Raw genomic sequence first — 1,961 nt, 5'->3', positions numbered from 1 at the left:
CGATTGGTCGCGACCGCCGCCGGGTCGATGTGGTTATGGAAGTCCACGATGGGCAGCCCGGCGGCTACCTCGTGGTAAAGCGCGCGTCCGGTGGCGTTGTAGAGCAGGAAGTCGGTATTTATGAATTTTTTCATTAAAAATCTCCTGCCTTTTCAGGCCAGGAATTTCATGCTGTCGAAATTGATTTCGCGGATCAGGACTTCCTTCGGTTGGTCGAGGACGAACACGATTACGCGGGCCACGTCGTCCACTTTCAGAAACTTCTCGCGCGGCACTTGTCGGTCGCCCCAGTAGTCGCTGTCGGTGGGGCCGGGGTTGATGTCCGTCACGCGGATGCCCATCTTGATGGCCTGATCGGCCAGGCCGCTGCTCAGGCCCCGCGCCCCGAATTTGGAGGCGCAGTAAAGCGGCGCGTTGGGGTTGGTACGCTGTCCGGCCATCGAAATCACCGTCACAATGTGGCCTTCGCCCTTTGGTTTCATTACTTTCAGGGCCTCGCGGTTACAGAGGAACACGCCGCGCATATTGACGTTTACCATTTCCTCAAAAGTATCGAGGTCGATGGTCGAAAGGTCAGGCGAGACCGAACCAATGCCCGCATTGTTAAGCAAAATATCGACGGTACCGAAAGCCTCCAGACAAGCCGAAAAGCCATTTTGTACGTCGGCTTCCACACTCACGTCTCCCCGGAAGGAACGCAGGTTCTCGTGTGTCAGCTCGTCGGCCAACTGCCTTTGGCGGCTGAAATCGAAGACGTTCGCCCCCAAGTCCAGTAGGGAAAGCGCGGTGGCTTTGCCGATGCCGCTGGATGCGCCGGTGAGGAAAATAGTTTTGTTTTTAAGATTGCTCATAGTTCAGGTTTATGGCTTTCGCATTTTGCCTAGTTTAGAATTAGCTTGGGGTCATTTACCGCTTCGGTTTACTATTTTCCACCGCCAGGTAGCTTTGAATGCTTCCCGCCAGGAAAGCGGCTTGTAGCGTACGGGTAGGCTCATTGTAATGGACATGGTCGATGAATTGCTCCTTGCCAAGTTTTTCGGTGAATCTAAATAGGTCGATTGTCGGAATGTTATTTCGTTCGCAGATTAAATCCGCGATGGCGTTGTAGGCAGCCAGGTCGGAGGCGTAGCGCCTGATGCTTTTGGATCTGGTGTTGTGAATAGAGTCCACCACGGGTGTGGTTCTGATCCAAATCATTGCGATGTTTTTTGATTTCATCAACTCGCTAATACTGAGCAGATTGTTGCGGTATTCATCCGCCGTTACCTGGATGACCCCCGTTTTCGGGTCACGCTTGATGTCGTGCAAGCCGCAATTCAGCACCAGGTAGTCGGGATGGAAAGCGGGTTCCTGAATCTTCCTTTTCAAATAAGCCAACACCATTCGTGAGTCGCCGCCGTTGGCTCCCACGGGAACATCCAGGTTTTTCTCCGCCTGGCCGTCATCCATTTTGCGCTCGAAGGTGACCGATCCGGCCAGGTACTCTTTCAGGTGTGGCCCGTATTGAATTGAAATACTGTCGCCAATGAGGAATATAGTTGGCAAGGCCGACCGCCAGGCCGAAAGAGCAATACCAAAGGCCAGAAAGGTTATTGTCGTTTTTCTCATTTTATTTTAAAAATTTATGCTCCGAATCGGGGCGTTCTACTTTTCTCCAACCAGCGTCGTGTTTTTGGTTTGAATAGCGTCAACCTTGGTCAGACTAGTTCGCAAACGAATCATTTCCAAGCCCTGCACGTCGTCGGTCACTAAGGCAGGGCGGTTTTCTTGGGGGGTAAAATCCAGATTGACGTTATCCAGGGTGATGTTCCTGGCGTGGCGGATGAAAAACCCGGAAGAGGGCAAATGCCCAAACATATTGCCGTTGGGATAGTCTTTTTCCAATTCAGGTACCTCTGCGGTGGGGTTGGACGTGCCCGGCTTTTTCTCCTCGACATCGTTTTTTGTAAAATGCAGTCGAA

3 protein-coding genes and 1 pseudogene are annotated in these 1,961 nt (G+C 52.2%); all 4 read right to left on the bottom strand.

Going from position 1 to position 1,961, the window contains the following annotated elements:
- Positions 1–134, bottom strand: a 134-nt coding sequence (locus tag ACEW8P_RS02745) for a glucuronate isomerase (protein ID WP_373511581.1), incomplete at its 3' end; no start/stop codon positions are given.
- 18 nt (positions 135–152) lie between these two features.
- Positions 153–851 carry an SDR family oxidoreductase gene (locus ACEW8P_RS02740; protein WP_373511580.1) on the bottom strand — a complete coding sequence of 233 codons (699 nt, stop codon included), beginning with the start codon at positions 849–851 and terminating at the stop codon, positions 153–155.
- 55 nt (positions 852–906) lie between these two features.
- Positions 907–1,608, bottom strand: coding sequence for an SGNH/GDSL hydrolase family protein (locus ACEW8P_RS02735; protein WP_373511579.1), 702 nt, complete (start codon positions 1,606–1,608; stop codon positions 907–909).
- Positions 1,609–1,644: 36 nt separating this feature from the next.
- A pseudogene (locus ACEW8P_RS02730) lies at positions 1,645–1,961 on the bottom strand (hypothetical protein); the annotation flags it as partial.

Origin of the sequence: Persicitalea sp. (genome assembly GCF_041751555.1) — a bacterium.
Lineage (GTDB): Bacteria > Bacteroidota > Bacteroidia > Cytophagales > Spirosomataceae > Persicitalea.
This window is presented reverse-complemented; position numbering and strand designations above follow the sequence as displayed.